Below are 25,747 nucleotides of genomic sequence, written 5' to 3' on the forward strand. Positions count from 1 at the left end.
GACTGATTTTTCGATATTGTTGCATGCAAATTCGGACGGAAAGCTCAGGCTTTCCGTCCGAATTCGTTTCAGCCCTTCGCCAACTCCGCCAGCTGCGTCATGATCACAGCCGCCCCCTGCAGCCGCTTTTCCGGCGTCGGTAGGTCGCGGGTCAGGAACACGCTGTGGTCGGGGCGGATCTTCGCCATCGAGCCCTGCTTGGCGATATAGCCCACCAGATTTCCTGGGTTCGGGAATTCCTTGTTGCGGAACTGGATGACCACGCCCTTCGGCCCGGCATCCACCTTCTCGACATTGGCGATGCGGCAGAGCGACTTGACGTAGACGATCTTCAACAGATGCTGCACCTCGATCGGCATCGGCCCGAAACGGTCGATCATCTCGGCGCCGAAGGCATCGATCTCCTTGAGCTCGGTGATCTCACCGAGACGCCGATAGAGCGCCATGCGCAGATGCAGATCCGGCACATAGCCGTCGGGGATCATCACCGATGTCCCTACCGAGATCTGCGGCGACCAGCCGGTGTCCTGGATCTCGTCGACGCCCTTCACCTCGGCCACCGCCTCTTCCAGCATCTGCTGGTAAAGCTCGAAGCCGACCTCCTTGATGTGGCCGGATTGCTCCTCGCCCAGCAGGTTGCCGGCGCCACGAATATCGAGGTCGTGGCTCGCAAGCTGGAAGCCGGCGCCGAGCGTGTCGAGCGATTGCAGCACCTTAAGGCGCCGCTCGGCCGTCGCCGTCAGCACCTTGTTGACGGGCAGCGTGAACAGCGCGAAGGCGCGCACCTTGGAGCGCCCGACGCGGCCGCGCAGCTGATAGAGCTGCGCCAGGCCGAACATATCGGCGCGATGCACGATCAGCGTATTGGCCGTCGGCACGTCGAGACCGGATTCGACGATGGTCGTCGATAGCAGCACATCGTAACGCCCCTCATAGAAGGCGTTCATGATGTCTTCGAGCTCGCCCGGCGGCATCTGGCCGTGGGCGATCGCAACCTTCAGCTCCGGCAAATCGGACTGCAGGAAGGCATGAACCTCTTCGAGGTCCGCCAGACGCGGGCAGACGTAAAAACTCTGACCGCCGCGATAGTGCTCGCGCATCAGCGTCTCGCGGATCACGAGCGAATCGAACGGCGAGATGAAGGTGCGCACCGCCATGCGGTCGACCGGCGGCGTGGTGATCAGCGAGAGCTCGCGCACACCCGTCATCGCCAGCTGCAGCGTGCGCGGGATCGGCGTCGCCGAGAGCGTCAGCACGTGAACGTCGCTCTTCAGCTCCTTCAGCCGCTCCTTGTGCTTGACGCCGAAATGCTGCTCTTCGTCGATGATCAAAAGGCCGAGATTGGCGAACTGGATGCCGGAGCCGAGCAGCGCATGCGTGCCGACGACGATATCGGTCTTGCCGTCCGCGATCTCCTTCTTCGTCAGCGCCAGCTCCTTGGAGCCGACGAGGCGCGAGGCCTGCTGCACGCGCACCGGCAGTCCGCGGAAGCGCTCGGAGAAGGTCTTGAAGTGCTGGCGCGACAGAAGCGTCGTCGGAACCACGACCGCGACCTGAATGCCGTTCATCGCCGCCACGAAGGCCGCGCGCAGCGCAACCTCCGTCTTGCCGAAACCGACGTCGCCGCAGACCAACCGGTCCATCGGCCGCCCTGCGCCCAGATCGGAGCGCACCGCCTCGATGGCGTTGTCCTGATCTTCCGTCTCATCATAGGGGAAGCGCGCGGCGAACTCGTCGTAGAGCCCCTCAGGCGTCGTCAGCACCGGGGCATGCCGCGTCAGCCGCTCGGCGGCGATGCGGATCAGGCCGTCAGCCATGTCGAGCAGGCGCTTCTTGAGCTTGGCCTTGCGCATCTGCCATGCGCCACCACCGAGCTTGTCGAGCTGAGCCTCCGTCCCCTCGCCGCCGTAGCGCGACAGGAGATCGATGTTTTCGACCGGCAGGAACAGCTTTGCCTCATCGGCATATTGCAGCTCCAGGCACGCATGCTGCGCGCCGGCCGCCTGAATGGTCCTGAGTCCGATGAACCGGCCAATGCCGTGCTCCGCGTGAACCACGACGGAACCCTCATCGAGACCTGCGACCTCGGAGATGAAGTCCGCGGCCCGCTTGCGGCGCTTCGAGCGACGCACCATGCGGTCGCCGAGAATATCCTGCTCGCCGATGACGACGAGATTTCCGACCTCGAAGCCCGTCTCCAGGCTATAGACGCCTGCGGCCGCCTCGCCCTGCTCAAGCTTGTCGATCTCCTTCAGCGCCGCAATCGGCTTGACCCGCGCCAGCCCATGCTCGGAAAGAACCTGCAGCAACCGCTCCAGCGACCCCTCCGTCCAGGCGGTGATCAGCACCTTGGCGCCGCTCGCTCGCTTGTCGGCGATGTGCTTGACGACGACGTCGAACACATTGACGCGCTCGGCATTGCCACCGCCTTCGGCACTCGGCCGCGCCCAGCGTTCACCCTGGCGGGCATCGAGGTTGACGACGCGGCGCGCCTCGCCCTCATGCTCGTTGAATGGCGTGATCCGCATCGCATCGAAGGCGTCGAGCGTTGCCGAGAATGTCTTGCCGTCGAGATAGAGCTGTCCGGGCACCACGGGCTTGTAGGGCGTGCCCTGCGACATGCCCTTCACCGGCTTGCCCGAGTTCAGGCGTGCATCGTAATAGTCGAAGACCAGCTTCGAGCGTTCCTCGGCAGCTTCCCGCACCGTATGGTCGGTGACCAAACGGAAGCCCTTGAGATAGTCGAACACCGTCTCCAGCCGGTCATAGAACAGCGGCAGCCAGTGTTCCATCCCGGGATAGCGCCGCCCCTCCGAGATCGCGAGATAGAGCGCGTCGTCGCGCGTGGCGGCACCGAAGGTCGAGAGATAATTCTTGCGGAAGCGGCTGATCGTATCCGGCGTCAGCGTCACTTCGCTCATCGGGTTGAGGTCGAGCGAGCGCACCTGCCCCGTCGTACGCTGGCTGGCCGGATCGAAGCTGCGGATGCTTTCCAGCGTATCACCGAAGAAGTCGAGCCGCACCGGCTCTTCCGAGCCCGGAACGAAGACATCGAGAATGCCGCCGCGCACAGCGTATTCGCCGACTTCGCGCACCGTGGCGACGCGGTCGAAGCCGTTGCGCTCCAGCCGTCCGGCGATATCGTCCATCCGCACCTGGTTGCCCGGCCGCGCAGAGAAGGTCAGGCTCTCGATCACATCCTGCGGCGCCACCTTCTGCAGCATGGCATTGACAGTCACCAGCACGATTGCCGCATGCGGCTTTTTCCGGTGCGCGATCAAGCCACCGAGTGCTGCCAGCCTTCGCGCGGAGGTGTCTGCGCTCGGTGACACGCGGTCGTAGGGCAGACAGTCCCAGGCAGGCAGCGTCAGAACGGGGATATCGGGCGCGACGAAACCAAGCATCTGCTCCAGATCGGCCATGCGCTGCCCGTCCGAGAGCACGTATGCAACTGGCGCACCGGCGCGGGCAAGCTCGGCCAGCAGCATCGGCTCCAGTCCGGCCGGCACATTGCCTATCGTCAGCGGCACGTTCAGCGCCGTCAGCTTCTTCGCATCAAAACCGGGGATCATCATCCATTCCTGGGCAGGCTGTCGGCGGGGCATTCGAAATCGGGCTTGTAGGCGCACAGGCGCGTAAACATCGGCGTCTGGAAACGCTCAGGGATCGGCCAGGTTCCCATGATCCAGCGCACCAGATCATTATCCTCTTCCGCCATGATCGTCTCGAACTCGTCGAGTTCCTCATCCGAGAGGCCCGCGATCTCGCGCTCGGCGAACTGGCCGAACACCAGATCCATCTCGCGGATGCCGCGATGCCAGCAGCGGAACAGTATCCGGCGGCGGCGGGGATCGAGATCGGCGCTCGAGAGTGTGACACCTGTCATGGCATAGCTTCCTGTTGATGCGCCTCTATAGACCCTCGAAAGCGGCTTGTCAGCCTTGCCAAGCACGCATTGTTCGTCGCATTTTGCCGGCATGCGCCCCGCCATTCTCGATCCGCTGTTTTCCTCCGTCTCCGGCCTGCCCGGCGTCGGCCCGAAGATCGCCGAACTGCTCGCCAAGCTCTTCGGCCGCGAGACGCCGGAGGATTGCCGTGTCGTCGATCTGCTCTTCCACGCGCCGCACTCGCTGATCGACCGGCGCAACCAGCCGGGCATCGCGCGCGCGCCGCAGGGCGCCATCGTGACCATCACTGGCCGCGTCGACCGCCATCAGCCGCCGCCGAACAAGAAGAGCAACGTCCCCTACCGTGTCTTCCTGCACGACGAGACCGGCGAGCTGACGCTCGTCTTCTTCCGCGGCCAGTCGACATGGCTGGAAAAGCAGCTGCCTCTCGACGAAGAGGTCACGGTCAGCGGCAAGATCGACTGGTTCAACGGCCGCGTCTCGATGGTCCACCCGGATTACATCGTCAAAGCCAGCGAAGCGGAAAACCTGCCGCTGGTCGAGCCGATCTACCCGCTGACAGCGGGGCTTTCGCCGAAGACGCTGCGCAAGATCATCGAAGCCGCCCTGTCGAAGACGCCCGAGTTCCCCGAATGGATCGATGCGGCGCTGGCCCAGAAGCAGGGCCTGCCTTCGACCGCCGACGCCTTCCACGGCCTGCATGAGCCACGCGACCCCGCCGATATCGATCCGCAGGCGCCGGCCCGCCGCCGTCTTGCCTATGACGAGTTCCTGGCCGGCCAGCTGTCTCTCGCGCTGGTCCGACAAAGGTTGCGCAAGGTCGCTGGCCAGCCGGTGCATGCGACGGGCCATCTCAGCCGCCAGATCCTCGAAGCCCTGCCCTTTTCGCCGACCGGCAGCCAGAGCGAGGCGATCGCGCAGATCCTGAAGGACATGGCCGGCGACGACCGCATGTTGCGCCTGTTGCAGGGCGACGTCGGCTCCGGCAAGACGCTGGTGGCGCTGATGGCGATGGCAGCCGTCATCGAAAGCGGCGGCCAGGCCGTGCTGATGGCACCGACCGAAATCCTCGCCCGCCAGCATCACGCGACCATCGCCAAATACACGGCCGCCGCTGGCATCCGCATCGAGGTGCTGACCGGCCGCACCAAGGGCAAGGAACGCGACGAGATCCTCGAGAGGATCGCTTCCGGCGAGGCGCAGATCGTCATCGGCACCCACGCGCTGTTCCAGGATACGGTCAACTACAAGAACCTGATGCTGGCCGTCGTCGACGAGCAGCACCGCTTCGGTGTCCACCAGCGCCTCCGCCTGACCGCCAAGGGCATCACGCCCCATATGCTGGTCATGACAGCAACGCCGATCCCGCGCACGCTGGTGCTCGCCGCCTTCGGCGACATGGACGTGTCGAAGCTCACCGAAAAGCCCGCTGGCCGCAAGCCGATCCAGACGATCACCATCCCCACCGAACGCATCGGCGATATCGTCGGACGCCTGAAGGCGGCGTTGAGCGATGGCAAGAAGGCTTACTGGATCTGCCCGCTGGTCGAGGAATCCGAAGAGAGCGACCTGATGTCGGTCGAGGAGCGTCACGCCACGCTGGTGTCCGCACTCGGGCCCGGCATCGGCCTGATCCACGGCCGCATGAGCGGCGCGGAAAAGGACGCGGTGATGATGGCGTTCAAGTCAGGCGAGATTCGCCTCCTCGTCGCCACAACGGTCGTGGAAGTCGGCGTCGACGTGCCGGATGCAACGATCATGGTCATCGAGCATGCCGAGCGTTTCGGTCTGGCACAGCTCCACCAGCTGCGCGGTCGAGTCGGACGTGGCGACGAGGCATCAACCTGCATCCTGCTCTATCGCGGCCCACTTGGCGAAACCGGGCACGCGCGTCTCACGATCATGCGCGATACGGAAGACGGTTTCAGGATTGCCGAGGAGGATCTGAAGCTGCGCGGCGAAGGCGAATTGTTGGGAACGCGGCAGTCGGGAACCCCGGGTTTCAGGATTGCGAGCCTTGAGGCACATGCCGATTTGCTGGAGATTGCCCGCAAGGATGCGGCCTATCTGATCGAGCGTGATCCGGACTTGACATCCGAAAGGGGCAACGCCGTGCGCACCCTGCTCTATCTCTTCCGCCGCGACGAAGCGATCCGCTTCCTGCACGCCGGTTAATTCATCGAACATAGAAACGCCGCGCGACCGATGGGCCGCGCGGCGTCTAAAATCAGATTTGGGCGCCGCGTGCCTTGGTCGTGGCGTCGAAGGCCTTCTGCACGTAGGTGTCGCGGTCGTAGACGTCGTTGAAATACTGGACGACGCCGTTCTTGTCCGGCCAGGCCGTGAAGTAGGCGATGTAGACGGGGAACTTCTGCGGCACCTGCACCGCGTGGTTCTTGCCGGTCGCGATCTCCTGGCCGATCTTGTCGACGGTGGTGTTCAGAACGGCAGCCGCCATCGCGCGCGGATCTGCGAGACGGACGCAACCGTGGCTCAGTGCACGCATGTCACGCTTGAAGAAGCTCTTCGAAGGCGTGTCGTGCATGTAGATCGCATGTGCGTTCGGGAACAGGATCTTCAGTTCGCCAAGCGCATTGTCACCGCTCGGCGGCTGGCGCACGGAGACGTTCGCCGTCGAACCGTACCAGTCGACGCTCGAAGACGGCACGGCGCGGCCGCCAACGGCGACTTCATAGCCCATGCGGTCGAGATAGTTCGGGTCGGAGCGCAGCTTCGGCAGCATCTCGTTGATGATGATCGACTGCGGCACGCCCCAGAACGGGTTGAATTCGACCGTCTGGATCTGGTCCTGGAAGAAGAACGTCTGGTGCGACGGCTGGCCGATCACCACGCGCATCGACAACTGTTCCTTGTTGTCGTTGTGGTAGTAGACCATGAAGGCCGGCTGGTTGATGAACACGTAGCGCGAGCCGAGATCGGCCGGCAGCCAGCGGGCCTGTTCCATCGCCACAACAACCTTCTCGATCTTCGAGCTGTTGCTGTCGCCGCCAGTCATCGTGCGAACGGTCGCCTGGCCGACGATGCCGTCAGGCTTCAGGCCATGTTCCTTCTGGAAAGCTTCGACCAGCGTCACGATCTCGGGCGAGTAATCGATACCGCCGGTGTAGGCTGCCAGCGTCGCGGCGTTCTCGCTCTTCAGCGCGGCCGAGCCGTGCTTGTCGATCGCCTTGACGATGTTCGGGATTTCCGAAGAGGTTTCGCCGGGATGGAGAACGCCGCTGAGTTCGATCTTGATCGGCTGCTCGCCATTGCCCTCGCCCTTCAGCTTGGCAAGCTCGGCCTGCAATGCTGCGAACTGCGGACCATTCGGCGTGCGGCTCGAGAGATAGGCGCCGACGTCGGGGCTCATCCGCGCCAGCTTCAGCACAGGATCGAGATTGACCGTCTTGCGGGCGAAGTCGTGATAACCGGAAAGCTTGTTCGGGTCGACGCGGCCACGGATCGTATCCTGCACGTAGGCCAGAACCTTGGCCGACAGCGCCAGCTCGAACTGCGTCAACGCGCGGTCGCGCATGGCAGGATCGGGATTGGCCGGATCGACAGCGGGAACCTCGACGGCATAGTCGGCCGGGTCGAGACCGACGGAGCCGGCATTGGCGAGGAACGCCATCGCTGCCTTGGCGCGATCGTTGACCTCGGTGCCTGTCAGCCAGACCAGTTCGTTCTTGGTGTCGCCGTAGTAAGTCTCAAGCGCCTTGGCGACTTCGACAGGGGCGCGGACCTTGGCATCGATCAGATAGCGGCGTTGTACCGACGGCGTGGCATCGCTCGGCGTACCGACGGCAGCGACCGCGCCGGTGACAACCGGATCGGTGAATTTGCCGGTATCGACAAGCCGCATCGGATCCACCTTGTAGGTGTAGTAACGCGGTGCGGACACCTTGGGCAGCGGCGCGCTGGTATTGGCCTGCGGCGGCAGCACTTCGGGAGCCGGATTGATGATGGTGCTCTGGGTGCGGGCACGATCACCTCGGATCATGTCCATCAGCGTATAGGCATGCGCGGGTGCGACACCCATAGCGGCCATGCCGCAGGAAAGTGCCAGTGCGGAAACCGCACCTTTCAAGAAGAATGTCATGCTTTTTCCAGTCCCAGTCTCATGCTGTCTTCGGTCATGGGCATCGCCCAGCTCAAAACTCTCAACCACCCGTCGCTGTCAGGTGACATGGCAGAAACGGGACGCCACCGCCAGCCTCGAAGAACTCACTCTTCCGTAACGTAGCAAACCCGCCGCCTCCCGGCAGTTCACACAAAATTATGAAATTATTGGTTAATTTTTTACTTTATTTTCGCTTGCTCACACAGTCCCCCAAAAGACGTTGTTGGATAAAAAATAAGACGTGGCCAAAAAACCACGTATAGCGCAGTCGCTAATATGACTTCTCGGCTCATATTTTTTTGATCCCCGCTGTTTTCTTAAGTTGGCTTGAGACCTATAAGACGGCATCTCCGCAGCCGCTCACGCGAAAGAAAGGCATGGCCATGACTTCCACCCGTATCGAAACCGATACTTTCGGCGAGATTGAAGTACAAAGCGACAAGTATTGGGGCGCACAGGCGCAACGCTCGCTCGGCAATTTCAAGATCGGTTGGGAGAAGCAGCCGCTGTCGATCGTGCGCGCGCTGGGCATCGTCAAGCAGGCCGCCGCCCGCGCCAACATGGCGCTCGGCAAGCTGGAACCGGCAGTCGGCAACGCCATCATCGACGCCGCCCAGGAAGTGATCGACGGCAAGCTCAACGACCACTTCCCGCTGGTCGTCTGGCAGACCGGCTCCGGCACGCAGTCGAACATGAACGCCAACGAGGTGATCTCCAACCGCGCGATCGAAATGCTCGGCGGCACCATGGGCTCGAAGAAGCCCGTGCACCCGAACGACCACGTCAACATGAGCCAGTCGTCGAACGACACCTATCCGACGGCCATGCACATCGCCTGCGTCGAGCAGATCGTCCACCACCTGCTGCCGGGCCTGAAGCACCTGCATGCCGCGCTCGACATGAAGGTCACCGAGTTCAGCCACATCATCAAGATCGGCCGCACCCATACGCAGGACGCGACGCCGCTGACGCTCGGCCAGGAATTCTCCGGCTATTCCGCGCAGGTTGCCTCCGCGATCGCCAATATCGAACTGACGCTGCCGGCACTCTCCAAGCTCGCCCAGGGCGGCACCGCCGTCGGTACCGGCCTCAACGCGCCGATCGGATTCGCGGAGAAGGTCGCGGAAGAGATCTCCACCATCACCGCCCTGCCCTTCGTCACCGCGCCGAACAAGTTCGAGGCGCTGGCTTCGCATGACTCGATGGTCTTCGCCCATGGCGCTATCAATGCGGCCGCCGCGGCCCTCTTCAAGATCGCCAACGACATCCGCTTCCTCGGTTCCGGCCCACGCGCCGGCCTTGGCGAACTGTCGCTGCCGGAAAACGAGCCCGGCTCCTCGATCATGCCCGGCAAGGTCAACCCGACGCAGTCGGAAGCGCTGACCCAGGTCTGCGCCCACGTCTTCGGCAACAACGCCGCGCTCACCTTCGCCGGCAGCCAGGGCCACTTCGAGCTCAACGTTTATAACCCGATGATGGCCTATAACTTCCTGCAGTCGGTACAACTGCTCGGCGACGCCGCTGTTTCCTTCACCGACAATTGCGTCGTCGGCATCGAAGCCCGTGAAGACAATATCAAGAAGGGCGTCGAGAACTCTCTGATGCTGGTGACAGCGCTGAACGGCCGCCTCGGCTACGACATCTGCGCCAAGATCGCCAAGACCGCCCACAAGAACGGCACGACGCTGCGCGAGGAAGCCGTCGGCGGCGGCTACCTGACGAACGAAGAGTTCGACCAGTATGTCCGCCCAGAAACAATGATCGGCCCAAAGTAAGCGCCATCCCGGATCATCGATGGACCACCAAACACCGCCACGGCCTCCGTGGCGGTGTTTTTTCGTGCATTCTTGACCGTTTTTCGAAGGTTTTAGAATGATTGCAATTCGCACATCGCCCGCATAGACCGTCTGCGATTTCCATTCCGGCCCGCATGAAAGGTCATTCGATGGCTGACGATCTCTTCCCCCTCGGCAAAGACTCCACCCAGTACCGCAAGATCAGCAGCGACCATGTCTCTGTCGACAGCTTCAAGGGCCAGGATATCCTGACCGTCGAGCCCGAGGGCATCCGTCTGCTAGCCGAGACCGCCTTTGCCGACATCAACCACTTGCTTCGCCCCGGCCACCTGAAGCAGCTCGCCTCGATCCTCGACGATCCCGAGGCAACCGACAACGACCGCTTCGTCGCCTACGACCTCCTGAAAAACGCCAACATCGCCGCCGGCGGCATCCTGCCCATGTGCCAGGACACAGGCACTGCGATCATCATGGGCAAGAAGGGCCGCCGCGTCTGGACCGAGGGCGAGGACTATTCGGCGCTGGCCAAGGGCGTGATGGACGCCTACGAGAAGAAGAACCTGCGCTACTCGCAGCTGGCGCCGATCAAGATGTTCGAGGAGAAGAACACCAAGAACAACCTGCCGGCCCAGATCGACATCTACGAGGAAGGTACGGACGAATATAATTTCCTCTTCGTCGCCAAGGGCGGCGGCTCGGCCAACAAGACCTTCCTTTATCAGGGCACGCCTTCGTTGCTCACCCACGACCGGATGATCGACTTCCTTAAGGAGAAGATCCTCACGCTGGGTACGGCAGCCTGTCCTCCCTACCATCTGGCGATCGTCATCGGCGGCACTTCGGCCGAGATGAACCTCAAGACCGTCAAGCTCGCCTCGACGCGCTATCTCGACGATCTCCCGACCGAGGGTTCGGAAAGCGGCCACGCCTTCCGCGACGTCGAAATGGAAAAGGAAATCCATAAGCTGACGCAGCAGATGGGCGTCGGCGCGCAGTTCGGCGGCAAGTATTTCTGTCATGACGTCCGCGTTATCCGCCTGCCCCGCCATGGCGCCTCGCTGCCGATCGGCCTCGGCGTTTCCTGTTCCGCCGACCGCCAGGCAAAGGGCAAGATCACCCGCGAGGGCATCTTCGTCGAGCAGCTGGAAACCGATCCGTCCAAGTACATGCCTGAAATCGACGAGGCGAAGCTGTCGGAATCGATGGTCAAGATCGACCTCAACCAGCCGATGGCCGATATACTTGCCGAACTCAGCAAGCATCCGGTGAAGACACGCCTGTCGCTGACAGGTACGATCATCGTCGCCCGTGACCTCGCGCATTCGAAGATCCGCGAGCGCCTGGAAAAGGGCGAAGGCATGCCCGACTACATGAAGAACCACCCAGTCTATTATGCTGGCCCGGCGAAGACCCCTGCCGGTTACGCCTCAGGCTCCTTCGGCCCGACCACGGCCGGCCGCATGGACTCATATGTCGATCAGTTCCAGTCTTTCGGCGGCTCGATGATCATGCTCGCCAAGGGCAACCGTTCGCGCGCGGTGCGCGAGGCCTGCAAGACCCATGGCGGCTTCTATCTCGGCTCCATCGGCGGCCCGGCCGCCCGCCTGGCGCAGGATTGCATCCGCAAGGTCGAGGTGCTGGAATATCCGGAACTCGGCATGGAAGCGGTCTGGAAGATCGAGGTCGAGGACTTCCCCGCCTTTATCGTCACCGACGACAAGGGCAACGACTTCTTCCAGGAATTCAACCTCGGCTGATTTTTCAGTGGGCAGTTGCGGCCACGCGGCCGCCAGCCACGTCGCTTTTGCTTGTCGCGATGTAATCACTCGCGACAAGCACATCTTCGGCATTGACGCTTGCCAGTATTTCCGGAGTAAATGCACCATGAAAGAAGCCTTGTTGCTGGATCAGAAAAAGAGATCCGGCAATAACAGCGGCAGCGAGCACGGCTGGAGGCGAGTTGTGGGACGTTTGCATGGCCTGTTGCTTTCTCTTGACACCGCTACGGTGCCTTGAAGCGTAAGTTGCCACCTTATTGTCGTTCACAAAAGAGCCGAGATCAGCAACCGATTGTCAATGAATTATTGACGACGCCAAGCACGGCGAATATCTCGCCCAGTTAATTTAAAGAAACATACCATCAGAACGCGCAGCCCCCATCCGACGTCGCGTGAATTCCGATAAAAAAATCATATAGATAAGAACAGATCCGGAAACCAGAATAAAATTCACATGTAATCTCTGGTATATCCAACCTTAATCATTTCAAAACAATTGTAGCTTAAGAAATAAGAGAAGACTTTTGAGATGTACCAAAGGAGTGGCCGAATGACGACGGCTGTGGCGCCAAAGACGCAGGTCCCCGATGTGGCGAGCCAGATCACTTTTGCGATGCGCTCCATGGGTGTCGCGCCCATTCCGCGGAATTACGAACTCTTTTACGAGGCCTATATCGGCTCGAACCCGGCGCTGACCCGAGATCTCGCGGCTCTTGGCAATCTGGCGACGCAGGAAGAACTGGATGCGCTGGGCAGCCAGCACTTCAGCCACGGCGCCGGCCGCGTCTTCGATGACGCACACACCCGCATCGCCGCCGAACTAGAATCGGTGCTGCGCGTTCTGCGCCAGGAGCAGACATCGCTCGAAAGCTACAACAGGCTGCTCGGCGAGACCTACAACCGCATCACCTCGAAGAACACATCCAGCGCCGACCTCATTCAGAATGCCCTGCATCTTCTGACCGAGGCGACCGGAAACACCATGGCGCACGGCGAGCGTACGGTTGAAAACGTCGTCCAGCGTTCCAATGAAATGGATCAGGTCCGCAAGGAGCTCGACGAATACAAGCGCATCGCCAATACGGATTCGCTGACCCGGCTCTCCAACCGCCGCGCCTTCGACGACCGGTTGGCCGCCGTCTTCAACAACCCGTCCATGCGCCCGATCACCGCGCTTGTCCTTGCCGACATCGATAACTTCAAGAAGATCAACGACACCTACGGCCACCCTGTCGGCGACAAGATTCTCGCGACTGTCGCCTCCGTCATCCGCGCCAACGTGCGCCGTGATGTCTTTGTCGCCCGCACCGGCGGTGAGGAATTCGCGCTGATCATCGAGGGCAACACGGCCGACGAAGTCATGGCCGTCGCCGAGCGCATTCGCCGCACGCTTGAAGCAACGCCGTTCAAGAACTCCCGCACGCGGATCAACTACGGACCGGTTACGGTATCGGTCGGCATCTGCATGGCATCGAGTGCCGAGGATGCAGGTGAGCTCTATCACAAGACCGACGTTGCGCTCTACGGCGCCAAGAACGCCGGCCGCAACTGCAGCATCCTCTTCGAGGACGGCATGCAGAAGGAATTCACCAAGAGCTGGCTGATCTACAAGGCTTGAGCCGCGACGCACCGCGGCCCGATATCGATCGCTACCACATCGTCCTGGCCGCGCGGGCGGCCCATTCGCGATCATAGGTCTCGTGATCAAACGCTTCCGTCGCCGCCTTCAGCATCAGGCCTGGCGTTGGAAGGCCTTTCGGATCAACGAACTTGTCGGGATTCCAGAGCTCGGAGCGGATCAGCGCCCGCGCGCACTGGAAATAGACCTCGTCGATCGTCACCACGATAACAGTGCGCGGATGCTTGCGGTCCATCTCGAAGGAGGACAGCAGCGCCTCGTCGTTGGAAACGACACCGCGTCCATTGATCCGCATCGTGGTATTCGACCCCGGAATGAGGAACATCAAGGCGAGCCTGGGATCGCGCACGATGTTCGACAGCGAATCGACGCGGTTGTTACCGCGCCAGTCAGGCATCTGCAGCGTCTTGTCGTCGATGACGCGCACGACGCCACCGAGGTCACCGCGCGGAGAACAGTCCAGCCCCTCTGGACCGACGGTTGCCAGCGCAACGAACGGCGAAGCCTCGATCATCTGCCGGTAAAGCGGTGTCAGGTATTTCGTCACCTTCGCCACGGAAGCTTCCGACAAGCCGCCGCCATAGATGGCGGTGAGTTCTTCGACGGTCTCGATGATTTTCATGGCCGTTCCATCGCGTTGTTTCTCCGCAGTAATTAGCCGCCTAAAATGACGCTGGCGTGACATGCGCCATCTCGTTTGGGGGTAGACGCGCGGTCGCGCTCAGCGCGGCTTTTCCGATGTGTCGCGGTTCATGCCCTTCTCCCGCAACTCGTTCTCGTAGACCGCGAAAAGCTCTTCGCCGCGCTCGCCGAGCTCGCGCAGATACGACCATGTGAAGATACCGGTGTCGTGCATGTCGTCGAAACCGATCCTGACGGCATAATTGCCTGTGGGCGTCATCGAGATGATCGCGACGTTGCGCTTGCCGGGCACCGTGACCTTCTGACCCGGCCCGTGGCCCTGCACTTCCGCCGACGGCGACAGGACACGCAGCATTTCTGCGCTGAGCGTGAAACTCTCACCATTATTGAAGGTGATGACCAGATGTTGCCGGTCTTTCGATACCTTCAGCTCCGTCGGCCAGATGTCGCTCATATGCTGCTCCTCTTCGTTTTGAGGAGTAGGCAATGCGCCTGTGCGAGGCAAGTTCAATTTATTGTAAGCGAGTGGCCTCTTGCTTGACGTTGCGGTGCACAGTACGCACATTGTCGGAAGATTGGAGACTGTAGTGAACAGCAAGGTTGGAACAATCGCCAACGCCGCGCCCCTCGTGGCCGATGCGAAACCCATGATCGACCCGTTTCAGCGGGCCGTCACCTATCTGCGCGTCTCGGTGACCGATCGCTGCGATTTTCGCTGTACCTATTGCATGGCCGAGAACATGAACTTCCTGCCGAAGAAGGATCTTCTGACGCTGGAGGAGCTGAACAGGCTCTGTTCCGCCTTTATCGCCAAGGGCGTTCGCAAGCTGAGACTGACCGGCGGCGAGCCGCTGGTGCGCAAGAACATCATGCATCTCGTGCGCCAACTCGGCCAGCAGATCGGCTCCGGTCTCGACGAGCTGACGCTGACCACCAACGGCTCGCAGCTCGCGCGCTATGCCGACGAGCTCTATGATTGCGGTGTTCGCCGCATCAACGTGTCGCTGGATACGCTCAACCCCGACAAGTTTCGCGAGATCACCCGCTGGGGCGACTTCCACAAGGTGATGGAAGGCATCGACGCCGCCCAGAAGGCTGGCCTTCACATCAAGCTCAACGCCGTCGCGCTCAAGGATTTCAACGACCTCGAGATGCCCGAGATGATCCGCTTCGCCCATGGTCGCGGCATGGATCTGACCGTCATCGAAACCATGCCGATGGGCGAGATCGAGGAAGACCGCACCGATCGCTATCTGCCGCTCTCCAAGCTGCGCGCCGATCTCGAGAAGCAATTCACCATGAGCGAAATCGGCTACCGCACGGGCGGCCCTGCCCGCTACGTCACCGTCGAGGAAACCGGCGGCCGCATGGGCTTCATCACCCCGATGACCCATAATTTCTGCGAGAGCTGCAACCGCGTGCGCCTCACCTGCACCGGCACGCTCTATATGTGCCTCGGCCAGAACGACGCCGCCGATCTGCGCTCAGCCGTGCGCGCCACCGAAGACGACGGCTTGCTCTACGCCGCGATCGACGAGGCGATCTCCCGCAAGCCCAAGGGTCACGACTTCATCATCGACCGCACCCATAACCGCCCCGCCGTTAGCCGCCACATGAGCGTCACCGGCGGGTGACCTTCTGCGCGCGATAGGTTGAGCAGCGTCATTGTGCACTGCGCAATCGAATTATGACGGCTGTGTCCAGCATTCGATTCCAATCGTCCCGCTCTCGCTCTACAAGAGCGCGGGATGGAATCGGAATCGCCTTATGCCGCGGTCAAGCAATACTCAGGGTGCGATCTACATGACGATCGCGATGGCCTTCTTTTCTGCGGGCGATGCGCTGTCGAAATCGGTCATAACGGAAATGAACGCAGGCCAGATCATGTGCATGCGCGGCGTCATAACCAGCGCGCTGGTCTGGCTGATCGCCCGCCACATGGGCGCGCTTCGTTCCTGGCGCATACTGCTGCAGCCCATGGTCGCCACCCGCGTCATCTGCGAAATTCTAGCCGCCGCGACCTATATCACCGCGCTTGGCATGATGCCGCTTGCCAATGCATCCGCCATTCTCCAGTCGCTACCTCTAGTGGTCACCTTCGGCGCGGTCCTGTTCTTCGGCGAACCGGTGGGCTGGCGGCGGATGCTGGCGATCTTCGCCGGCCTGATCGGCGTCATGATCATCGTCCGTCCTGATGCCGATGGTTTTACGGCTGCAGCCCTCCTTTGCATCGCAAGCGTGCTCGTCACCGCCGGTCGCGACCTAGCCACCCGCAAGATCGATCCCGAAATCCCCTCGCTGATGATAACGGTCATCACCGCGATGGCGGTTACCGTATTCGGCGCGCTGCTGACGCCCGTTCTCGGCGGCTGGAAGCCTGTCACCGCCACGTCCTTCTCGCATATCGCAGTGGCTGCGATCACGGTGCTGGTCGGCTATCAATGCATCATCGCCGCGATGCGCACAGGCGAAATCTCCTTCGTCGCACCGCTGCGTTACACCAGCCTCATCTTCTCGGCGCTGCTCGGCTGGCTCTTCTTCTTCGAAGTCCCCGACAGCTGGACCGTGATCGGCGCTGCGATCGTCATCGCCTCCGGGCTCTACACCTTCTATCGTGAGGCCAAGCGCCGCGGCGCGCCGGTCGCACAGGAATCCGAACCGAGAGTACCGGTCTGATGGCCACCGCACCAATCCCCACGAGCAGCTTCGCGCTCGACCGATCCAACATTCCAGGCGTCGTGCTCGCGGGCGGGCGCTCCTCGCGCATGGGCCGCGACAAGGCAGGCGTCACGCTGTCGGGCCGCACGCTGCTTGATCGCGTCATCGAGCAGCTGTCGCCGCAGGTCCTCTCTGTTGCCGTCAATGCCGACGCCGCACCAGATCGCTGCAACCGCCCATTCATTCCCGATATCATCCCCGGCAAGGCCGGCCCGATGGCCGGCATCCACGCCGCCATGGCGCATGGCGCAAGCTTGCCTGCCGTCACCCATGTCGCGACCGTCTCCGTCGACAGCCCATTCTTCCCGCACGATCTCATCGACTGGCTGGCGGCCGCCATCGACACCCCCATGAAGATCGCCATCGCCACCTCCGAGGGCCGCAGCCATCCCGTCTTCGGCCTCTGGCCGGTAGCGCTTGCCGACGACCTAGAAAGCTGGATCGCAACCGATGAAAAACGCCGTGTTCGCGACTTCCTGTTACGGCATGACGTTACGGAAGTTGCCTTCCCGCTGCGCCCAACGCGGGCAAGCCTCCTCGACCCGTTCTTCAACGTCAACACACCCGACGACCTCGCCGAGGCCGAACGCTGGATGAAGGTACTGACATGAGCGAGCGGCCAAAGATCTTCGGCATTTCCGGCTGGAAGAACTCCGGCAAAACAGGGCTTGCGGTTCGCCTCGTCGAAGAGTTCACCCGCCGGGGCTATCGCATCTCCACGATCAAGCATGCCCACCATGATTTCGACATCGACAAGGTCGGCGCCGATAGCTACCGCCACCGCCAGGCGGGCGCGCACGAGGTGACGATCGTCTCCGGCACACGCTACGCCATCATGCACGAGCTGCGCGGCGCCGCCGAACCGACATTCGAGGAGATCCTCGCCCGCATCGCGCCCTGCGATCTCGTCCTCATCGAAGGCTACAAGCGCGAGCCGATCCCGAAGATCGAGGCCCGTCGGCTGGAATCAGCAAACCGCGAACCGCTGGCGTCAGGCGATCCCCACATTGTCGCCATCGCTGCCGATCATCCGGTCGCTGACACCACGCTGCCCGTCTTCAACCTCGACGACACGCTTGCCATCGCCGATTTCATCGCGGCAACCGTCGCTCTTCCGCCGCTGAAATAAGCGCATCTGAAACAGGAAAGGCCGACGATCGCTCGGCGGCCTTTCCATTCTCGATACTGCTGCGCGCTCTTAGTTGCGCGAGGCCACCGGCCGCACCAGCGCCGTCACGCGGCGAATGGTGACGCGGCGGTTTTCCTGCTCCGGTCCCTGCGTGTTGACCTTCAGGTAACGCTCGCCATAGCCCTGGGTCGCAAGGTTTTCCGGCGGGATGCCATAGACGTCGGTCATCACGTTGGCGACCGATTCCGCGCGCTGGTCGGACAGGATCAGGTTGCTCTGGTCGGAGCCGACGGCATCCGTATGACCTTCGATCAGGAAGGTTTCGGTTGGGTCCTTCTTCAGCACCTCGTTGATCGCGTCGGCCACCTTGCGCAGGCTGCGCGCCTGGCTCATCGGGATTTCGGCGCTACCGGTCGCAAACGTGACGGTATCCAGGTCGATACGGCGAACCTTGTCGCGGATACGTGCCGAATACTTCACTTCGTTCAGCGAGTAGACACGCTCGACCGGCTCGACCGGCGGCTCACGCAGGAAGTCGTAATAGTCGCGATTGTCGTCACTGCTGGTATCCATGATGTAGTCCTGCAGCGGAATGCGCAGGCGCATTGGCGGCAGATCGGCACCCGGATCCTCGAAGTAGTCGCGGTCGGGATTATCGTAGAGGTCAGGCGTGTAATAGAGCACGTGCTCGCGGCCACGATTGTCGATCCGCGAACGCTGGATGATATCGCCGTAGCGGTTGCGCACCGTCACGATCTGGTAGCCGTCGCGATCGATCGTCTCGCGATAGCGGTCACGCGGCAGCTGCTCGTAGATCGGCCGCTCGCCGTCGCGCAGGAAGCGGCGGTCGTCATCGCCACGAACATAGGTCTGGTTGTTGAACTGGATGATGACGCGGTTGTCGTCGCCACGCTGGCCGAAGTTCGCGCCGTCGGGACGGGCGAATTGCGGGCGCTGGTCCAGACGCTGGCCCTGCTCGGCGGTGATCGCTTCGATCTTGATGGGCGCAGGCTTTGCGGCACCCGGCGCCGCCAACTGGGCGTCGGCGTCCGACTTCGGCACGCGCACCTGCTGCTCCTGACCACGCTGCTTGTCGCGATCGCGGCGCGACTGCACACCGCCGGAACGATCCGCATCCTTGTCGCTGTCGAGAACGGCGGCACCGTTCTGCACCGGCAGAACGACGGTCTCCGTGCTCTTGCTCGGATCGGCGGCGATCTCCTTGCGGCGCTCGAGTTCCTGCGGCGTCACCTTCTCAGGGGCCGGGATCGGCTGCTCGGTCTGGGCAACAGGTGGCTGACCTGCCGGCGGCTGGCCGGCCTGATCAGCGGGCTGACCGGCTGGCGCGCCCGGCTGGCCCGGAGCGACCTGTTCGCCCTGCTGCTGAGCCGGCGCTTCGCCGGGCTTGGCCTGACCGGGCGCCACCTGGGGCTGCGCTTCAGCCGGCTGCTGAGCCGGAACGGGCGTCTTGCCCGCGGGTGCTTCCTGCGGCTTGGCGGCGTTATCGGGAGCTGGCTGCTCGGTTGCGGGTGCGGTTTCGGCGGCAGGCTTTTGAGCAGGCTCGGCCTGCGGTGCTTCGGCCGTTGGCTTCTTGTGTGGCTTTGCCTGTTCGGGCTGTGCCTGCTCGGCCTGCGGCTGTTCAGCCTGCGGGGCGGCCTGCTCGGCGGGCTGCTGCGGCGCGGCTTCTTCCTGCTGCGGCTGCTGGTCACGCTTCTTGCGGCGCGGCTGTTCAGCCGGCTGCTCGGCACTCGGCGCTGCCTGCTCTTGTTCGGCGGCAGGCTGCTTCTGGCGGCGCGGCTTTTCGGCAGGGGCTTCCTGCTGGGCGGGCTCGGCGGCCTGCGGTTCAGCGGCAGGCTGTTCTGCTGCGGGCTGGCGCTTTCTCGGCTTCTCGGCAGGTGCTTCGGCCTGCGGCGCCGGTTCGGCGGCAGCCGGTGGAGCCTCGGCCGGCGCTTCCTGCTTGGGTGCCGGCGGCGCCTCGGCGGGAGGTTCAGCGGCCTTCGGCGCTTCGGCCGGAGCCTGCTGCTGTTCCTGTTCCTGCTGCTGACGCTTCTTCAGAATCTCCTCTTCGGAGGTCGCATCCTGCGCTACCTCGAAGCTGCCCGCGACGGCCCGATGGCCTGCTCCGACCTCTTCGACGCTCGGCGCTGCCGCAAACACGTGCGCCGGGGGCAGCACAAGCGACAGGGACAGAAGCGGAAAGGCCGCGCTGGCAAACAATCTGGATTTCATTCCCATAAGGTTTCCTCGTTTCTTGTTTATTCTTCGCGTTCGCAACGACGTCTCTTTTCGGCACGCAAACAAGCCTTGCTAAACTGAGCACGCCAGGATTCGTTCCACGGTCTTAAGAATTGCCGCATTAACCCGGTATGAATATGACGGTCTGCAAACGTTCAGCTTCGCCATAGTTGGCCGGCACGACAAGGCAGTGAAAGCAGTTGCAATCCGCGTAAAAAAGGTTTGATTATCCCGGCAAGGCGTTGCAAAGCAGCGTCCTGCTTCATGCCACCAAAAAAACAAAGGGATGGCATGCGGTAACCAACAGAGAGGACTCACATGCATATCTCCACCCGTTTTCTCGCAGCCGCCTCGATCGCCGCGATGTCTCTTTTCGCGGGCTCGGCAATGGCCGATGGCGAGAAGTATGTCATTGGTACGGACTCGACCTACCCGCCCTTCGAATATGTTGACGCAAGCGGCCAGTTCCTCGGCTTCGACATGGACATCGCCCGTGCGCTCTGCACGCAGATGAAGGCCGACTGCACCATCGTCAGCAGCGATTGGGACGGCATCATTCCCGGCCTCAACGCCAAGAAGTTCGACATGATCATCTCGTCGATGTCGATCACGCCCGAGCGTTCGAAGCTCGTCGACTTCACCAACAAGTATTACAACACCCCGCCGGCAGTCGCCGTGCCGAAGGACTCCACCGTCACCGACGTTGCCGGCCTCAAGGGCAAGACGATCGGCGCGCAGACCTCGACCACGCACGCCAACTACGCTGAAAAGCACCTGGCCGACACCGAGCTGAAGCTCTACCCGACGGCAGACGAGTACAAGCTCGACATCTCCAACGGTCGTATCGATGCCGTCATCGACGACGTCGTCGTTCTGTCGCAGTGGGTCAAGTCGGATGCCGGCGCATGCTGCAAGATCCTGACGACCCTGCCGGTCGACAAGGAAATCAACGGCGTTGGCGCCGGTATCGCTGTTCGTCAGGGCGATCCGCTCCGCGAAAAGCTGAACGCAGCGATCGCGGCGATCCGTGCCGACGGCACCTACAAGAAGATCCAGGACAAGTATTTCGATTTCGACGTCTACGGCGCCGAATAAGCTGTAGGCCTAATAAATGCGATGGCGGGAGGCTTGCCCTTCCGCCATTTTTGTTTGACAAAGAGTGCAATATCAAGGCGGCAAAAGCCGCGAGGGGAAACTTGGCATGGGCGGATTGTCCTCCGCACTGGGTTCGCTCTGGACCTGGATTGGATATGTGTTTGACCCGCTATGCGGACCCGTCGGCATTTTCACATGGCTCGGCCAATCGACGATTCTGGCCTGTGGCGACACCGGCTGGGGCGATGAGATCGCCGCCGGCCTGAAGGTCACGGTCGCCGTCGCCCTCGTGACGCTCCCGATCGGCCTGTTGATCGGCTTCATGGTGGCGCTTGGCCAGCAATCTGAAGAAAAGGCGGTACGCCTTGCCGCGGGCATCTACACCACCATCTTCCGCGGCCTGCCCGAGCTGCTGACGCTGTTCATCATCTATTACGGCATGCAGATCCTGCTCCAGTCGCTGCTCGCCTGGGTCGGCTATGACGGCCGCATCGAGATCAATGCCTTCGTCTCCGGCGTCATCGCTCTGTCCGTCGTGTTCTCGTCCTATTGTTCGGAAGTGCTGCTGTCGGCCTTCCGCGCCATTCCCAAGGGCCAGTACGAAGCCGGCGACGCGCTCGGCCTGCATCGCGGCCGCACGATGGTGCTGATCATCCTGCCGCAGCTGGTGCGGATCGCCCTTCCCGGCCTCGTCAATCTCTGGATGATCCTGCTCAAGGATACCTCCTACGTCTCGATCATCGGCCTTGCCGACGTGCTGCGCCAGACGGGCGTGGCGGTGAAGGTCACCAAGGAGGCGTTTCTGTTCTACACGCTGGCCTGCGGCATCTATCTCGGGCTTGCCATCATTTCCTCGTTCGGCCTGCGCTATATCGAACGTTGGGCGAAGCGCTCGGAGATCAGCCGATGAGCCACGCAGAGGTCCTGATCCCCCCGCAGCCGGCCCCGAAAAACCTCGCCAAGCCGCTGACGCTCGCCCGCGTCATGGGCTGCCTCGTGGTCGCCCTGTGGATCGTCCTTGCTATCGCGCTGATCGGCATGATCATCGAGGGCTGGGATGTCGAGAAATTCACCCGCTACGGCCCGCGCTATCTGCACGGCTTGATGACCACGATCGTGCTGGTTGCCGTCTCCGTCGTCTGCGGCGCCGTCCTCTCCGTTCCGCTCGCCTTCGCGCGCATGTCGAAGAACAAGGTCATCAACGGGCTCGCCTTCTGCTACGTCTACATCTTCCGCGGCACGCCGCTTCTCGCCCAGCTCTTCCTGATCTACTACGGCCTCGGCCAGTTCCGGCCGCAACTGGAATCCGTGGGCCTCTGGTGGTTCTTCCGCGACGCTTGGTACTGCGGCCTGTTTTCCATGACAATCAACACCGCCGCCTATCAGGCCGAGATCCTGCGCGGCGCCATCGAGAGCGTACCGCGCGGCCAGCATGAGGCCGCCTCCTCGCTCGGCATCCACAAGATCATCGCCTTCCGCAAGATCGTGCTCCCGCAGGCGCTGATCGTCGCGCTGCGCCCCTATGGCAACGAGATCATTCTCCTGATCAAGGGATCGGCCGTCGTCGCCATCATCACCGTGCTCGATCTGATGGGCGAGACACGCTACGCCTTCTCGCGCACCTTCGACTACCAGACCTATCTCTGGGCGGCGATCTTCTATCTCGCCATGGTCGAAAGCCTGAGGCACTTGTGGAACTGGATCGAGCGCCGCCTCACCCGCCACCTGAAGCGATAAGTATCTTGGCAGCACTCTCGACGGAGAGCTGCCAAGCTATTGATCATAAATAATGATATCCATTTTCTTGTAGCCTTTTCGCAAGCTTCGCGTAACCATGTCATGTTCTCATTTAAACGGACGCTAATAAGCGCCGAATGGGAACAGCGAGGCATCAAATGCACAAGGACATGGAAAGACAGCTTCAGGGTTATGGCCTGACGACGGCCCAGATCCTTTATCGCATGCCGGATCATCACGCGATCCTGCAGACCTACATCTGGCAGGATTACGATCTCGCACCCGACTTTCCCGAAATGCGCGGCTTCCTGAAGTTCTGGCAGGAGACGCTGGACGGACCGCTGCACTCGGTGCGCTACATTCACCGCAAGCTGATCTCGGCCACGGAATGGCGCGCGCTGAAAGGCGAGTTCATCATCAACTGAGCCGTCGCCACCAACGTCACCATTGCAAAACCGGGCCGCTCGCCTTAGAGGCAGGGCAACAAACGAATGATGGTGAGCAGACATGGCCCAGAAGATCGACGAAGAGGCACTCGCGGAAGCCTATAACCGCGCCCTTTCCCTGGAAAAGGCCGGCGATGTCGATGCCGCCGTGAAGGCCTACGAGGAAGTCCTGGCGATCGATCCCGACGATCACGGCGGCGCTGCCGTCCGCATCGCCGCCATGGGCCGCGGCGAGACGCCGGCGAAGGCCCCCGACGCTTATGTCGAAACCCTCTTCGATCAGCACGCCGAAGTCTTCGAGGACGTTCTCGTCGAGCAGCTCGGCTATCACGTGCCGATGCTGGTGCGCCAGCGCCTGCAGGCGCTGAACCTCGGCCCTTTCAAGCGCCTGCTTGATCTCGGCTGCGGCACTGGGCTGACCGGCGGCACGCTGCGCGATCTCTGCGAGGAGATGACCGGCATCGATCTCTCGGAAAACATGGTCGAGATCGCCCATGAAAAGGACCTCTACGAAACCCTGTTCGTCGCCGAGGTCGAAGACTTCCTCGACGACAATGACGAAGACCCCTTCGACATCATCACCGCCACCGACGTCCTGCCCTATCTGGGTGGCCTCGAGCCCCTGTTCTTCGGCGCCGCCGAGAACCTGACACCTGGCGGCCTCTTCATCTTCTCCTCGGAGACACTGCCCGCCGAAAAACTCGCCGGCCGCGCCTACATGGTCGGCCCGCACCAGCGCTTCGCGCATTCCGAGGCCTATGTCCGCGAACGCCTCGACGCCACCGGCTTCGAGCTAATCGAGATCACCAACATCAACGTCCGCATGGAAGACGGCCAGCCGACGCCGGGACATTTGGTGATCGCGAAGCTGCGCTAAAGCGTCCGCAGACGGATAATCGCTTGCCGCTTACATGACGACATGCTGATATCGCGCCATTCGACATCCCGGAATGGCGCGAAGGATCCGTTCTCATGACACTCGTCCTGCATCAGCATCCGCTTGCCTCCTTCTGCCACAAGGTGCTGATCGCGCTTTACGAAAGCGGCACGCCGTTCGAGCGCGTGCTCGTCAATCTCGGCGACGAAGCTTCGCGCACGGCCTTTCTGGCGCTCTCGCCGCTCGGCAAGATGCCGGCGCTCGAGGATAAAAGCCGCGGGCGCACAGTTTTCGAGACCTCCATCATCATCGAATATCTCGACCGCTATCATCCCGGCAGCGCGCGGCTGATCCCCGACGATTTAGACGCGGCGCTGGATGTGCGCCTGTGGGACCGCTTCTTCGATCACTACGTTCAGGAACCGATGCAGCAGATCGTCAGCGAGCGCATGCGCGCCGATGGGAGCGAGGCTAGGGCCGAGGAGGCCCGGCATGCGCTGAAGCGCGCCTATGCCGTGATCGAGGGCAAGCTTGCGGCTGAAGGCTGGATCGCGGGAGAGAGCTTCACCATAGCCGATTGTGCCGCCGCACCCGGACTGTTCTACGCCGAGACGCTGGTCCCCTATGGCAGCGATGTCCCGAAGCTTGCAGCCTATCATCAGCGCCTGATGGAGCGCCCGTCGGTGGCCAGGGTGCTCGAGGAAGCCATGCCCTATTTCAAATATTATCCCTACAAGGAAAACCTGCCCGCCCGCTTCAGGCCCAGCGACACCGAAGCCTGAAGTGGGCCCGTCACCAATCAGTGACCGCCATCAGTTCCGAGAATGGCCGACAGCAGCCGACCCTCTAACTCCGCCAGATCGGCGTTGCCATGCCGGCGCGGATGCGGATAGGGAATGGCGAGGTCGAGCGACACCCTGCCCTCGTCGAGCACGATCACCCGGTCCGCCAGATGCACCGCCTCGCTGACATCATGCGTGACCAGCACGGCGGTGAAGCCAAGCTCGCGCCACACCCGCGCAAGCAACTCCTGCATGCTGATCCGCGTCAACGCATCGAGCGCGCCGAGCGGTTCGTCCAGCGCCAGCACACCGGGACGGCTCACCAGCGCGCGGGCAAGCGCCACGCGCTGCCGTTGTCCGCCCGAAAGACGCGCCGGCCACTCGCCGGCCTTCTCCGCCAGCTGCACTTCCGAGAGCACGGCCTCTACCTCCCGCGCCGCCACCCGCCGGTCGACCTTGTCGCCAAGCCCGACCGCGACGTTATCGGCAACATCAAGCCATGGCAGCAGCCTCGGCTCCTGGAAGACGATACGCGCATTGGCCTCGCCGCCATCAGGCGTATCGAAAGTGAGCTCACCCGACGTCGGCTCATCCAGGCCCATGAGAGTGCGCAGAAGCGTGCTCTTGCCGCAGCCGCTCTTGCCGATCACGGCTACGAACTGCCCGGCCGGAATGTGCAGGTTGATCCCCCGCAGCACCCTGTTGGCACCAAAACTCTTTTCCAGCCCTTTCAGGGTGATCGCGGCGGCACCGCTGCGCGCAGGCCTATGTGCGTCATGCGTATATTCCGGTGCATCGGCAACGCCCTGGAAGCGCTCATGTGCGATGAGGGTCATGGCCGCTCT

The 25,747-nt window shown here is 62.2% G+C and carries 22 protein-coding genes; 14 read left to right on the forward strand and 8 right to left on the reverse strand.

Annotated features, from left to right (window positions below; translation table 11 throughout):
- Positions 1-68: 68 nt before the first annotated feature.
- Both mfd and ACVTFQ_RS09015 read right to left on the reverse strand, forming a co-directional pair.
- Positions 69-3,572 carry a transcription-repair coupling factor gene (gene mfd, locus ACVTFQ_RS09010; RefSeq protein WP_111563518.1) on the reverse strand — a complete coding sequence of 1,168 codons (3,504 nt, stop codon included), beginning with the start codon at positions 3,570-3,572 and terminating at the stop codon, positions 69-71.
- On the reverse strand, positions 3,572-3,886 hold the full coding sequence (locus ACVTFQ_RS09015; protein WP_111563622.1) for an FAD assembly factor SdhE: 315 nt from the start codon (positions 3,884-3,886) through the stop codon (positions 3,572-3,574). The genes mfd and ACVTFQ_RS09015 overlap by 1 nt, the downstream gene beginning before the upstream one ends.
- Positions 3,887-3,977: 91 nt before the next feature.
- Between ACVTFQ_RS09015 and recG the strand changes: the two genes are divergently transcribed.
- On the forward strand, positions 3,978-6,083 hold the full coding sequence (recG, locus tag ACVTFQ_RS09020) for an ATP-dependent DNA helicase RecG (protein WP_111563517.1): 2,106 nt from the start codon (positions 3,978-3,980) through the stop codon (positions 6,081-6,083).
- A 52-nt stretch (positions 6,084-6,135) separates the two neighbouring features.
- On the opposite strand, the gene ACVTFQ_RS09025 is transcribed toward recG, so the two are convergent.
- A complete protein-coding gene (locus ACVTFQ_RS09025; RefSeq protein WP_111563516.1) occupies positions 6,136-8,007 on the reverse strand; it encodes a L,D-transpeptidase family protein in 1,872 nt (623 codons plus the stop codon).
- 404 nt (positions 8,008-8,411) lie between these two features.
- On the opposite strand from ACVTFQ_RS09025, the gene fumC reads away from it, so the two are divergent.
- Positions 8,412-9,803, forward strand: coding sequence for a class II fumarate hydratase (fumC, locus tag ACVTFQ_RS09030; RefSeq protein WP_111563621.1), 1,392 nt, complete (start codon positions 8,412-8,414; stop codon positions 9,801-9,803).
- A gap of 155 nt (positions 9,804-9,958) precedes the next feature.
- Positions 9,959-11,581, forward strand: coding sequence for a fumarate hydratase (locus ACVTFQ_RS09035; protein ID WP_409527976.1), 1,623 nt, complete (start codon positions 9,959-9,961; stop codon positions 11,579-11,581).
- 4 nt (positions 11,582-11,585) lie between these two features.
- Here the strand turns inward: ACVTFQ_RS09035 and ACVTFQ_RS09040 are convergent, their stop codons facing one another.
- Positions 11,586-11,801 (reverse strand): hypothetical protein, encoded by a 216-nt coding sequence (locus ACVTFQ_RS09040; protein WP_112437401.1) that lies wholly within the window; start codon positions 11,799-11,801, stop codon positions 11,586-11,588.
- 351 nt (positions 11,802-12,152) lie between these two features.
- Between ACVTFQ_RS09040 and ACVTFQ_RS09045 the strand changes: the two genes are divergently transcribed.
- The gene (locus tag ACVTFQ_RS09045; RefSeq protein ID WP_112437400.1) at positions 12,153-13,220 is read left to right on the forward strand and encodes a GGDEF domain-containing protein; all 1,068 of its coding nucleotides are present in this window, start codon (positions 12,153-12,155) and stop codon (positions 13,218-13,220) included.
- Positions 13,221-13,251: 31 nt separating this feature from the next.
- On the opposite strand, the gene ACVTFQ_RS09050 is transcribed toward ACVTFQ_RS09045, so the two are convergent.
- Together ACVTFQ_RS09050 and ACVTFQ_RS09055 are read right to left on the reverse strand one after the other, a co-directional pair.
- The gene (locus ACVTFQ_RS09050; RefSeq protein ID WP_112437399.1) at positions 13,252-13,863 is read right to left on the reverse strand and encodes a pyridoxamine 5'-phosphate oxidase family protein; all 612 of its coding nucleotides are present in this window, start codon (positions 13,861-13,863) and stop codon (positions 13,252-13,254) included.
- A 99-nt stretch (positions 13,864-13,962) separates the two neighbouring features.
- Entirely contained in the window at positions 13,963-14,337 is a 375-nt protein-coding gene (locus ACVTFQ_RS09055) for a gamma-butyrobetaine hydroxylase family protein (protein ID WP_047512266.1), read from the reverse strand.
- Between the two features lie 193 nt (positions 14,338-14,530).
- On the opposite strand from ACVTFQ_RS09055, the gene moaA reads away from it, so the two are divergent.
- From moaA to mobB, 4 genes are all read left to right on the forward strand, one after another.
- A complete protein-coding gene (gene moaA, locus ACVTFQ_RS09060) occupies positions 14,531-15,517 on the forward strand; it encodes a GTP 3',8-cyclase MoaA (RefSeq protein ID WP_470423973.1) in 987 nt (328 codons plus the stop codon).
- A gap of 133 nt (positions 15,518-15,650) precedes the next feature.
- Positions 15,651-16,559 (forward strand): DMT family transporter, encoded by a 909-nt coding sequence (locus ACVTFQ_RS09065; protein WP_111563510.1) that lies wholly within the window; start codon positions 15,651-15,653, stop codon positions 16,557-16,559.
- The gene (mobA, locus tag ACVTFQ_RS09070; RefSeq protein WP_111563509.1) at positions 16,559-17,212 is read left to right on the forward strand and encodes a molybdenum cofactor guanylyltransferase MobA; all 654 of its coding nucleotides are present in this window, start codon (positions 16,559-16,561) and stop codon (positions 17,210-17,212) included. The genes ACVTFQ_RS09065 and mobA overlap by 1 nt, the downstream gene beginning before the upstream one ends.
- Positions 17,209-17,730, forward strand: coding sequence for a molybdopterin-guanine dinucleotide biosynthesis protein B (mobB, locus tag ACVTFQ_RS09075; RefSeq protein ID WP_111563508.1), 522 nt, complete (start codon positions 17,209-17,211; stop codon positions 17,728-17,730). The genes mobA and mobB overlap by 4 nt, the downstream gene beginning before the upstream one ends.
- A 69-nt stretch (positions 17,731-17,799) precedes the next feature.
- On the opposite strand, the gene ACVTFQ_RS09080 is transcribed toward mobB, so the two are convergent.
- Complete coding sequence (locus ACVTFQ_RS09080; protein WP_111563507.1) at positions 17,800-19,965, reverse strand: OmpA family protein; 2,166 nt, start codon at positions 19,963-19,965, stop codon at positions 17,800-17,802.
- Between the two features lie 318 nt (positions 19,966-20,283).
- Here ACVTFQ_RS09080 and ACVTFQ_RS09085 point away from each other — a divergent pair, with 318 nt between their 5' ends.
- From ACVTFQ_RS09085 to ACVTFQ_RS09110, 6 genes are all read left to right on the forward strand, one after another.
- Entirely contained in the window at positions 20,284-21,060 is a 777-nt protein-coding gene (locus ACVTFQ_RS09085; protein WP_111563506.1) for an ABC transporter substrate-binding protein, read from the forward strand.
- 106 nt (positions 21,061-21,166) lie between these two features.
- Positions 21,167-21,970, forward strand: a complete 804-nt coding sequence (locus ACVTFQ_RS09090; RefSeq protein WP_111563505.1) for an ABC transporter permease — start codon at positions 21,167-21,169, stop codon at positions 21,968-21,970.
- Entirely contained in the window at positions 21,967-22,797 is an 831-nt protein-coding gene (locus ACVTFQ_RS09095; protein ID WP_111563504.1) for an ABC transporter permease, read from the forward strand. The genes ACVTFQ_RS09090 and ACVTFQ_RS09095 overlap by 4 nt, the downstream gene beginning before the upstream one ends.
- 158 nt (positions 22,798-22,955) lie before the next feature.
- Positions 22,956-23,222, forward strand: coding sequence for an usg protein (locus tag ACVTFQ_RS09100; RefSeq protein WP_018900581.1), 267 nt, complete (start codon positions 22,956-22,958; stop codon positions 23,220-23,222).
- An 82-nt stretch (positions 23,223-23,304) separates the two neighbouring features.
- On the forward strand, positions 23,305-24,120 hold the full coding sequence (locus ACVTFQ_RS09105; protein WP_111563503.1) for a methyltransferase: 816 nt from the start codon (positions 23,305-23,307) through the stop codon (positions 24,118-24,120).
- A gap of 95 nt (positions 24,121-24,215) precedes the next feature.
- Positions 24,216-24,902, forward strand: coding sequence for a glutathione S-transferase family protein (locus tag ACVTFQ_RS09110; RefSeq protein ID WP_111563502.1), 687 nt, complete (start codon positions 24,216-24,218; stop codon positions 24,900-24,902).
- 17 nt (positions 24,903-24,919) lie between these two features.
- On the opposite strand, the gene ACVTFQ_RS09115 is transcribed toward ACVTFQ_RS09110, so the two are convergent.
- A complete protein-coding gene (locus ACVTFQ_RS09115) occupies positions 24,920-25,738 on the reverse strand; it encodes an ATP-binding cassette domain-containing protein (RefSeq protein WP_111563501.1) in 819 nt (272 codons plus the stop codon).
- Positions 25,739-25,747 lie beyond the last annotated feature (9 nt).

The sequence above is a fragment of the Rhizobium sp. O111 genome (assembly GCF_055616315.1).

What these genes read in the sequence shown, in the direction of transcription:
- ACVTFQ_RS09115 (WP_111563501.1), bottom strand. Translation starts at nt 25,738, where the DNA reads ATGACCCTCATCGCACATGAGCGCTTCCAGGGCGTTGCCGATGCACCG.
- mobA (WP_111563509.1), top strand. Translation starts at nt 16,559, where the DNA reads ATGGCCACCGCACCAATCCCCACGAGCAGCTTCGCGCTCGACCGATCC.
- ACVTFQ_RS09035 (WP_409527976.1), top strand. Translation starts at nt 9,959, where the DNA reads ATGAAAGGTCATTCGATGGCTGACGATCTCTTCCCCCTCGGCAAAGAC.
- fumC (WP_111563621.1), top strand. Translation starts at nt 8,412, where the DNA reads ATGACTTCCACCCGTATCGAAACCGATACTTTCGGCGAGATTGAAGTA.
- ACVTFQ_RS09050 (WP_112437399.1), bottom strand. Translation starts at nt 13,863, where the DNA reads ATGAAAATCATCGAGACCGTCGAAGAACTCACCGCCATCTATGGCGGC.
- ACVTFQ_RS09095 (WP_111563504.1), top strand. Translation starts at nt 21,967, where the DNA reads ATGAGCCACGCAGAGGTCCTGATCCCCCCGCAGCCGGCCCCGAAAAAC.
- ACVTFQ_RS09105 (WP_111563503.1), top strand. Translation starts at nt 23,305, where the DNA reads ATGGCCCAGAAGATCGACGAAGAGGCACTCGCGGAAGCCTATAACCGC.
- ACVTFQ_RS09040 (WP_112437401.1), bottom strand. Translation starts at nt 11,801, where the DNA reads ATGCAAACGTCCCACAACTCGCCTCCAGCCGTGCTCGCTGCCGCTGTT.
- mfd (WP_111563518.1), bottom strand. Translation starts at nt 3,572, where the DNA reads ATGATCCCCGGTTTTGATGCGAAGAAGCTGACGGCGCTGAACGTGCCG.
- ACVTFQ_RS09090 (WP_111563505.1), top strand. Translation starts at nt 21,167, where the DNA reads ATGGGCGGATTGTCCTCCGCACTGGGTTCGCTCTGGACCTGGATTGGA.
- ACVTFQ_RS09080 (WP_111563507.1), bottom strand. Translation starts at nt 19,965, where the DNA reads ATGGGAATGAAATCCAGATTGTTTGCCAGCGCGGCCTTTCCGCTTCTG.
- recG (WP_111563517.1), top strand. Translation starts at nt 3,978, where the DNA reads ATGCGCCCCGCCATTCTCGATCCGCTGTTTTCCTCCGTCTCCGGCCTG.
- ACVTFQ_RS09100 (WP_018900581.1), top strand. Translation starts at nt 22,956, where the DNA reads ATGCACAAGGACATGGAAAGACAGCTTCAGGGTTATGGCCTGACGACG.
- ACVTFQ_RS09055 (WP_047512266.1), bottom strand. Translation starts at nt 14,337, where the DNA reads ATGAGCGACATCTGGCCGACGGAGCTGAAGGTATCGAAAGACCGGCAA.
- moaA (WP_470423973.1), top strand. Translation starts at nt 14,531, where the DNA reads ATGATCGACCCGTTTCAGCGGGCCGTCACCTATCTGCGCGTCTCGGTG.
- ACVTFQ_RS09065 (WP_111563510.1), top strand. Translation starts at nt 15,651, where the DNA reads ATGCCGCGGTCAAGCAATACTCAGGGTGCGATCTACATGACGATCGCG.
- mobB (WP_111563508.1), top strand. Translation starts at nt 17,209, where the DNA reads ATGAGCGAGCGGCCAAAGATCTTCGGCATTTCCGGCTGGAAGAACTCC.
- ACVTFQ_RS09025 (WP_111563516.1), bottom strand. Translation starts at nt 8,007, where the DNA reads ATGACATTCTTCTTGAAAGGTGCGGTTTCCGCACTGGCACTTTCCTGC.
- ACVTFQ_RS09045 (WP_112437400.1), top strand. Translation starts at nt 12,153, where the DNA reads ATGACGACGGCTGTGGCGCCAAAGACGCAGGTCCCCGATGTGGCGAGC.
- ACVTFQ_RS09110 (WP_111563502.1), top strand. Translation starts at nt 24,216, where the DNA reads ATGACACTCGTCCTGCATCAGCATCCGCTTGCCTCCTTCTGCCACAAG.
- ACVTFQ_RS09015 (WP_111563622.1), bottom strand. Translation starts at nt 3,886, where the DNA reads ATGACAGGTGTCACACTCTCGAGCGCCGATCTCGATCCCCGCCGCCGC.
- ACVTFQ_RS09085 (WP_111563506.1), top strand. Translation starts at nt 20,284, where the DNA reads ATGCATATCTCCACCCGTTTTCTCGCAGCCGCCTCGATCGCCGCGATG.